The 7885-nt window shown below is 44.5% G+C and carries 8 protein-coding genes; 3 read left to right on the top strand and 5 right to left on the bottom strand.

The window, feature by feature from the left end:
* Positions 1 to 1165, bottom strand: a 1165-nt coding sequence (locus IQR33_RS15015) for a glutamate synthase-related protein (RefSeq protein ID WP_228013908.1), incomplete at its 3' end; no start/stop codon positions are given.
* Between the two features lie 156 nt (positions 1166 to 1321).
* On the opposite strand from IQR33_RS15015, the gene IQR33_RS15010 reads away from it, so the two are divergent.
* The gene (locus IQR33_RS15010) at positions 1322 to 1801 is read left to right on the top strand and encodes an aminoacyl-tRNA deacylase (RefSeq protein ID WP_193837982.1); all 480 of its coding nucleotides are present in this window, start codon (positions 1322 to 1324) and stop codon (positions 1799 to 1801) included.
* 175 nt (positions 1802 to 1976) lie between these two features.
* Here the strand turns inward: IQR33_RS15010 and IQR33_RS15005 are convergent, their stop codons facing one another.
* The 3 genes from IQR33_RS15005 to IQR33_RS14995 form a co-directional block, all read right to left on the bottom strand.
* On the bottom strand, positions 1977 to 3389 hold the full coding sequence (locus tag IQR33_RS15005) for a coniferyl aldehyde dehydrogenase (protein ID WP_017635337.1): 1413 nt from the start codon (positions 3387 to 3389) through the stop codon (positions 1977 to 1979).
* Between the two features lie 125 nt (positions 3390 to 3514).
* On the bottom strand, positions 3515 to 4087 hold the full coding sequence (locus IQR33_RS15000; RefSeq protein ID WP_017635338.1) for a GNAT family N-acetyltransferase: 573 nt from the start codon (positions 4085 to 4087) through the stop codon (positions 3515 to 3517).
* 104 nt (positions 4088 to 4191) lie between these two features.
* Positions 4192 to 4650 (bottom strand): NUDIX hydrolase, encoded by a 459-nt coding sequence (locus IQR33_RS14995; RefSeq protein ID WP_017635339.1) that lies wholly within the window; start codon positions 4648 to 4650, stop codon positions 4192 to 4194.
* A 169-nt stretch (positions 4651 to 4819) separates the two neighbouring features.
* Between IQR33_RS14995 and IQR33_RS14990 the strand changes: the two genes are divergently transcribed.
* Positions 4820 to 5725, top strand: a complete 906-nt coding sequence (locus IQR33_RS14990) for a DMT family transporter (protein WP_005376505.1) — start codon at positions 4820 to 4822, stop codon at positions 5723 to 5725.
* Positions 5726 to 5804: 79 nt separating this feature from the next.
* Here the strand turns inward: IQR33_RS14990 and IQR33_RS14985 are convergent, their stop codons facing one another.
* The gene (locus IQR33_RS14985; protein ID WP_005376506.1) at positions 5805 to 6119 is read right to left on the bottom strand and encodes a DMT family transporter; all 315 of its coding nucleotides are present in this window, start codon (positions 6117 to 6119) and stop codon (positions 5805 to 5807) included.
* Positions 6120 to 6513: 394 nt separating this feature from the next.
* On the opposite strand from IQR33_RS14985, the gene IQR33_RS14980 reads away from it, so the two are divergent.
* Positions 6514 to 7878: an endonuclease/exonuclease/phosphatase family protein gene (locus IQR33_RS14980; protein ID WP_193837981.1), complete on the top strand. Its 1365-nt coding sequence runs from the start codon at positions 6514 to 6516 to the stop codon at positions 7876 to 7878.
* The last annotated feature ends 7 nt before the right edge of the window (positions 7879 to 7885 follow it).

The raw sequence follows: 7885 nt of genomic DNA, 5'->3' as shown, positions 1-7885 counted from the left end.
CGCGGTCACTTACGCCTTTTTCATCTAAGTACTTACGTGCACGAGCTAATGCAGGGATGGTGGGAACACTAATATGATCACGGAACATAGTTGGCGCCGCACCCGTGCCACCACCGCGACCATCTAAGATGATATAATCAGCCCCAGCATCAAGCGCAAACTGAATGTCTTGCTCAATATGGTTGGCACTGAGTTTAAATCCAATTGGAATACCGCCTGTGATGCCACGAACTCTGTCAGCAAACTTTCTGAAATCGTGAGTAGTGTGAAGATCTTTGAACGTTGGTGGTGATATCGCTGGTTGTCCTTCGGGGATGCCTCTCACCTGAGAGATCTTACCTACATTTTTATTTGCAGGCAGATGACCACCCGTGCCCGTTTTTGCTCCTTGCCCACCTTTAAAGTGAAACGCCTGAACATTAAGAAGCTTAGATTCGTCGTAGCCAAATTGAGCACTAGCAAGCTCATAGAAATACCGTGAATTAGCGGCTTGTTCTTCCGGTAACATGCCACCCTCACCAGAGCAAATCCCAGTCCCTGCCCACTCTGCACCTTTTGCTAGTGCAATTTTCGCCTCTTCAGAAAGTGCGCCAAAACTCATGTCCGACACCAACAAAGGAATGGCGAGTCTGAGCGGCTTACGCGCGTTTGGTCCCACAATCAACTCGGTAGACACAGGAACGTCTTCCAACAACGGTTGTGTCGCCATTTGCGCCACCATGATTTGTATAGCATCCCAATGTGGTAGCAAATGCCTAGGAACCCCCATTGCAGCCATCGGACCATGATGACCGAGTTTAGAGAGTCCTTCTCTCGCTAATTGGTGGATAAACTCGAGGGTTGGTTCTTCTTGAGTAGCAGACGCCGTTGGTTTGTCTCTTTTCTCTCGCTTTTGTTCCGGTCCCTCTTTACCGACTTGCTCTGCGGTAAATCGCTTGTGTGTACCATCACAAAAAGGAGCATTGGCGGTATGCTTACATTGGCAGAGATAGGCATCTTCGTCTTTTTCCGCACTAAAGCTCATTGGCTTTAAGCCGGTTCCCGAATGAGACCCATCGCAGTAAGGTTGATTTTTAGAACGCCCACATCGGCAGAAGTAATATTCTTGCCCAGCTTTCAACTCTACTTTGATCGGCTTGTTATCAGCGATGATTGGCTTGCTCATGTTGCCCCCTATTTATTATTGTTAACCATGCTTTCTCGCTGGCTTGCAATAAGCGTAGAACAGGAGCGTAAAGAGCGTCAGTGTCGCCGAGTAAAATGCGCGATTGTCGCCCGACTAACCTATACTTTTTATGGGTCTCATACACGTGGAGGCTATATGACGATTGCAACCCGATTAGATGAATATTTGACTGAGCATAACATTCACTTTCAAACCGTGAATCACAGCCACAGTCATAGCTCGCTACAAAGTGGTGTTACAGCAGGTGTGCCTTTAATGAATATCGCAAAAGGTGTGATTCTAGAGGATCATGAAGGGCGTCATATGATGGCGGTCTTACCTGCCAACAACAAAATCAGTTTGTCGAGATTAAACGACGAATTTAATGCCACCTTCCACTTGGTGAAAGAGCGTATGGTTTACCGACTCTTCACCGATTGTGAACACGGCGCTATTCCACCGATTGGTAGCCCTTACCACATGTCGACAGTTTGCGATGAAAGACTAGCAAACTTGGAACATGTCTACCTTGAAGCTGGCGATCATGAAACTCTGATTAAGCTGGACCGAAAGGCGTTTAAAGAACTGATGAACGACTGTAGATATCTAAGATTCAGCAGTGAAGTTCTGCATTAAACTTGCCAAGATCTCTCGACACTTCCTGAACAAGGCTCTATCAACAAGAGCCTTTCTTTGTTTTGTTGGTAGCACGCGATGGAAGTTTCTCGGACTTTGGTGCCCAGCGTTTCAGAGCATATAGAAACAAAAAACCGCCTATTCGGGCGGTTTTTTATCAATCAAATCATAATTATTATCGAACAAAGATCTTTTGGATCGCTTTTATCGCCATAGCCCTACGGCGCATTAATACGCTCGTTCTTGGCAACCATTTCGGTGTGTGAAGAATGGTTTTCGCATGACTAAAAGTTCTGAATCCTTCCTCTCCGTGATAATGCCCAATACCCGATTCACCAACGCCACCAAAAGGCGCATCTTCAGCGCCAACATGTAAAACCGTATCATTAACGCCGACGCCACCACTGTGGGTGTTGCGTACAATATGTTTGATAGTCGATTTGTCGTCCGACATAACATACAGCGCAAGTGGTCTTTGGTGCTGATTAATGTAGTCAATCGCTTCATCAACGGCATTGTAGGGCTTAACAGGTAGAAATGGCCCGAAGATCTCCTCTTGCATGATTCGCATATTCGGCGACACATCCGTGACCAAATGAGGATACAGAAGTCGTTCCTCTTGGGGCGACGCCTCAACAGTGTGAAGGTTAGCACCTTGCGCTTTTGCATCCTCAAGTAGCGCAGTCAAACGATCATATTGTCGTTGGTTGACAATATGGGTCAGCTTTTGATTCTTGTTGGATTTTAAATAGAGCTTTTCAAAACGTTTTAAGAATAGCGAAATGAACTCTTCGACACGTTCTTGCGGTACAAATGCGTAGTCAGGCGCGACACAAATCTGGCCTGCATTAATGCATTTACCAAACAAGATAGCATCAACGGCTTTCTTCATGTCTGCATCTTTTGCAATGATCACCGGGGACTTTCCACCCAACTCTAACGTCACCGGGGTAAGGTTTTCCGCTGCCGCTTTTGCCACTGCGCGACCAACACTCGTAGAACCCGTGAACAAAAGGTGAGCGAATGGCAGTTGGCTGAATGCTTGTGCGACGTCTGCTTCACCCTCAAAAACTTCGACATACTCAGACAACCCACGGCAAATATCGACGATGACTTTATTGGTTTTTGGCGTAAATTCGCTGAGCTTCATCATCACGCGGTTGCCAGCAGCCAATGCTGTCACTAAAGGCGCAAGGCTCAAAATCACAGGAAAGTTCCACGGTGAAATGATCCCGACGACACCTAACGGTTGATACTGAACGGTGACTTTAGAAGGTGCGAGCAATAAGCCGGATTCGCGCTTGCTGGGTTTGCACCATTTTTTTAGTCGTTTGAGGGTATAATTAATATGCGAGACCGTTGGCAAAACGTCGGTCATAGCGGTATCAAATTCTGAGCGATAGCCAAAATCGTCACTTAACGCTTCAACCAGAGCTTGTTTGTTCTCAAGCAGCGATTTTTTTAACAAAACGAGGCGCTGTTTACGTTCATCTAAACTAGGATAAGGCTCGGCTGCATATGCCGCTTTTAAGCGTTCGAGGCTTTGCTGTAACAAGTTATCTACTTCAACCTCTGTGATTGCGTTCATGATGCTTCTCCTAGCCTAGTTTCTACCAATGACGCCCCAAGTTAACACGAGCGCAACAATGTTACTATTGTAGCGCTCGTGAAGTTAGAGTTCGAACTCTGATTAAAATATCTCTAGGGTGGATACTACGTCAAACGTAGTTCATAAATGCCTAGTCGTTGAGAGCGGTCAAGCATATCGAACTCATGATCAACGTATTCTTTTAATGTGGCGCCTGCACGCTCAGCAATATTGATGCTAGCGATGTTATCTTCCATACAATGGAACTGAATGAATTGTGCGTGCCCTTTCTTCTTCAAGAAAGGGATCAATACTGCGAGTACTTGATCAATCACACGATGGCCTCGCCCATTGTTAGCAAGCCAGTAGCCAATTTCAGTAACACGTGTATGTGAATCCACACCTTTAATGCCAATAACACCCGTAAGCTGCTCATCAAAATAAATTGCACACCAGTGGGAATCCAGCGCGTTACTGTTCACTCGCTGGGAAATGTAGTTCACGGCCTCTCGATGATTCGTGACAGAATCCGTCCAAGGTAGATAGCCCTCAAGGCTCTCTCGGTGAGTGTTCACAACCTCTAGTAAAGCGGACGCGTGTTTCGTATTAAGGGGCTCAATTGAGATCCTTTGCGAGACGGAAAAACGCTTCTGTAAGTGATTTCCTTGATACGTCTCTTGGCATGTGACTTCATCCATAGATGTTATTCCTTTTTATTGTGAACGCTCAGCGCAAATCCTAACGCTTCATTTTATGAGAACAAACCTCTCTATAAAAACTAATCAAAGCCGTTGCCGTTCATTTAGCCCTTTTGATCGATCAGCGTAAATGGCGTTAGTGATGCCACATCTACATAATGCTTCCATACATGTTCATAGAGGTGATGCTGATTGGCAAACGGAGCCAGCTGCTTAGCTTCTTCAATCGTACACCAGCGATACTCTGTATGCTCTTCGTTAAGAACAACTGATTGGTTAGGCGGACAAAATAGCACAAAACATGGGATAACCATGATACGGTTATTTTTTGCTTCGTAGAACTGCTCTAGAAAGTCTGCTGTATGTAACTCAACTTGGTCAATTAGTGTCTCTTCTTTTAACTCTCTTAAAATGGTTTGCCACCCGGCTTCACCCGCTTCGATACCACCTGCAACATGGCACCAATAGCCACCTTTTACGCGTTTGAGTAACAGCATTTTTTCTATGCCATCAATTTTTGAAATGACAACGCCTGAAACATGCGTTGCTTTTATCGGGATCATGTAAGCTCCTTAAATATCGAGTTTTTATTGTTACGCTGAAGAGAGGCAGATTAATTGCTACGTATTCTACTGTTTATTCATCTTGTCGACAGAAGTGTTTGAGTTGAGAGGATTTAATCGCTAACTAAGTATGCTAAAGTGAGATCTGTCGCAACAAATGAGCAGTAAAATGTCCAATTCATTCAACACTATGATTCCCATCGGTGTGCGCTTTATGGTGCTTTCCGCGTTCGGCTTTGCTCTGATGTCGGCTACAGTAAAGCACGTCGGCAACTACGGTATCCCCGTTTTTGAAATCGTTGCAGCAAGAGCGCTCGTTTCACTTATCATTAGTTATTTCGATGTAAAGCGAAAACGAATTTCTGTATGGGGCAATAATAAGCCATTACTATTTGCACGCGGTGCTGTGGGCACGATGGCTCTGATGTGTGTATATTATTCAGTGACCACCTTACCTTTGGCAGAAGCGACGATATTCCAGTATATTCATCCGGTATTTACTGCACTACTCGCCGTATTTTTCTTGAAAGAGCGCATCCAGCCGTCAACTTTCCTTTGTATTGCGTTGTGCTTACTCGGCATCTATATCATGGTAAGCCCAGAAACTGGGCAAGGCTCAGATAGCGCTTTACCAATGTTTAGCGTCATGATTGCGATCTTAGGCGCATTTGGTAGCTCAATTGCCTACGTCATTGTCAGAAAACTGAGTCAGACAGAAGACAGCTCAGTGATCATTTTCTATTTCCCGTTGGTTGCTCTCCCCGCTTCACTCTTACTGATTGGCGACGATTTTGTAATGCCCGATCTATATCTGACTTTCATGTTGGTTCTAGTTGGTGTCTTTACCCAAATTGGACAATTGGGTTTAACCAAAGCGATGCAAACTCAACAAGCGGGTAAAGCCTCCGCTTATTCGTATATCCAGATCGTATTTTCTGTGTTGTTGGGCATCATTTTCTTTGGCGAGGTTCCGATCATTTGGACGTACGTCGGTGGCGGTCTGATTGTTACAGGCGCATTAATTAATGCGTTTGGTCATCACTTACGGTTACCTTTTATTAAGCGCAACGCTTGATATACCTCGCCAGAACCGTAAACACGACATTTAGAAAAACAGCCAGAGTGACTCTGGCTGTTTTGTGTTTAGCCTAACGTTAAGCTGATATTTTTAACCCTGCGATACCAGCGACAATCATTAGCAAGCTTAAGGCTTTGATAAGTGTTGCTGGCTCATTGAACAGATAAATACTCACGACTGCCGTGCCTATTGCGCCAATCCCTACCCATACTCCATAAGCAATGCCTAAAGGCAAGGTTCTTAACGCAATGCCAAGCAACCAAAAGCTCAATAACATAAAGACAATAGTGAATGCCGAAGCACCGAATTTGGTAAACCCTTGTGAATATTTAAGACCGACAGCCCATGCGATTTCACACAGGCCCGCAATGAAGAGAATTCCCCAAGCCATGTCACATTTCCCAACGAGATGGGGTCGTCCCCGAGAAAAGATAGAGCGGTGAGGTCGTCCTCACTTCTGATTGACTGCTTATTATATACAGAAATTTAAACATAAAAAATAAAACACGGCGATAAGCATACAACTCAAACATCTCATGTACGCTTAAATTCTACGCTTTTCTTTTTAACGGTGGCGGACTCTCTATTTCGCATCAATAACGACACCGTTTTTTAACAATTTACATATAACCTTCTGGTGTTGAAAGTGTTGCATTTATTGCACAAATCACACAAAAACTAATTGAACATGTAAATATGAAAACGTTTGTGTGACTAATATCGCTTAAAACAATGACTGATGACTTTAATATTCAGCCGAATTAATTATAAGGTATGACGTACCCATGAAAGCAATCAAAACCTCTATCGCTGTCCTTGTTGGCGCCGCTCTACTATCTGGATGTAATGACGATACTGAATACGTCAATGTTCAGCCTAAAGAAGTAAAAATAGCGACTTACAACCTCTCTTTTGACCGCGCTACCTTCGAAACTTTGGTAGATGAAATGCAAATTGAACCAACGCAGCAAGCTGCGTTGGTCACCTCTTATTTAGACGGTTCAATCGCAGCCGAAGACAAAACCACTGCGGAAAAAGTCATTCAAATTCGTAACGTTGCAGCAATCATTCAAAAGAATCGTCCTGATGTTCTCATGATGGCGGAATACAACAACGATGGAACAGGTGAAAACAAAGCAGCCATTGAAGGATTCCAGAAGAACTACTTGTCTGTCGCGCAAAGCATCAATGGCGCGGGCGGTGAAGCAAACCTTGAGCCTATTGAATACCCTTATGCTGAATCTTACTCAACTAATACAGGGTTGTTGAGTGAGTTTGATCTCGACAACAACGGAACCGCAGGTCAAATGCCAGGTGATGCATGGGGCTTTGGCATGTACCATGGTCAATATGCATTTGCCCTTATGTCTAAGTATAAAATTGACACGGCAAACACACGTACATTCCAAGCATTTAAATGGAAAGATATGGAAGGTGCGACAATTCCAACCATTACTATCTGTGACGGTTCGCAAAAGATTCCAGACGGCATGAAGTGTGGTGATGAATGGTACTCAGCGGAAGAGTGGGATCAAGTGCGTCTATCTTCGAAAAATCACGTCGACGCGCCAATCATCATTCCAACACGCAATGGCGAGGAAGTTGTACACTTGTTGATGTCTCATCCTACTCCACCAGTATTCGACACCGGTAAAAACAAAGCGCAAAACGCAGCAGAAGTGGAGTTTTGGCATCATTACATTCAAGGCAAAGACTATTTTTACGACGATGCGGGTAAAACAGGTGGCTTAACGAACGGCGCTAAATTCGTAATGATGGGTGATCAAAACCTTGATCCAGTGGCTGGTGACGGTATTAGCTCTGTAATGCAAGAGCTGCACAACGATCCATTGGTTAACCAAACCGTGATGAATGGTGAGCTTTACCCAACAAGCTTTGGTGCAGCTGAACACGCTGTTGACCGCAGTTCAACTCACCCATATCCGAATCGCATCACTTCAACGTTTGGCTTAGGGGTAGACTATGCCTTGCCTTCAGCAAATTTGAATGTAATAGACTCTGGTGTGTACTGGTCAGCGTCTTATGAAGAAGGCCGTAAACTATTTAACGATGCACGTATCGGTAAGTATGGTGATGGTAAAGATGTATCTTCTGACCATCGCATGATCTGGATTAAAGCACAGTTCTAGATTGCAT

This window comes from Vibrio sp. OPT46 (assembly GCF_015163535.1).
GTDB lineage: Bacteria > Pseudomonadota > Gammaproteobacteria > Enterobacterales > Vibrionaceae > Vibrio > Vibrio alginolyticus.
This window is presented reverse-complemented; position numbering and strand designations above follow the sequence as displayed.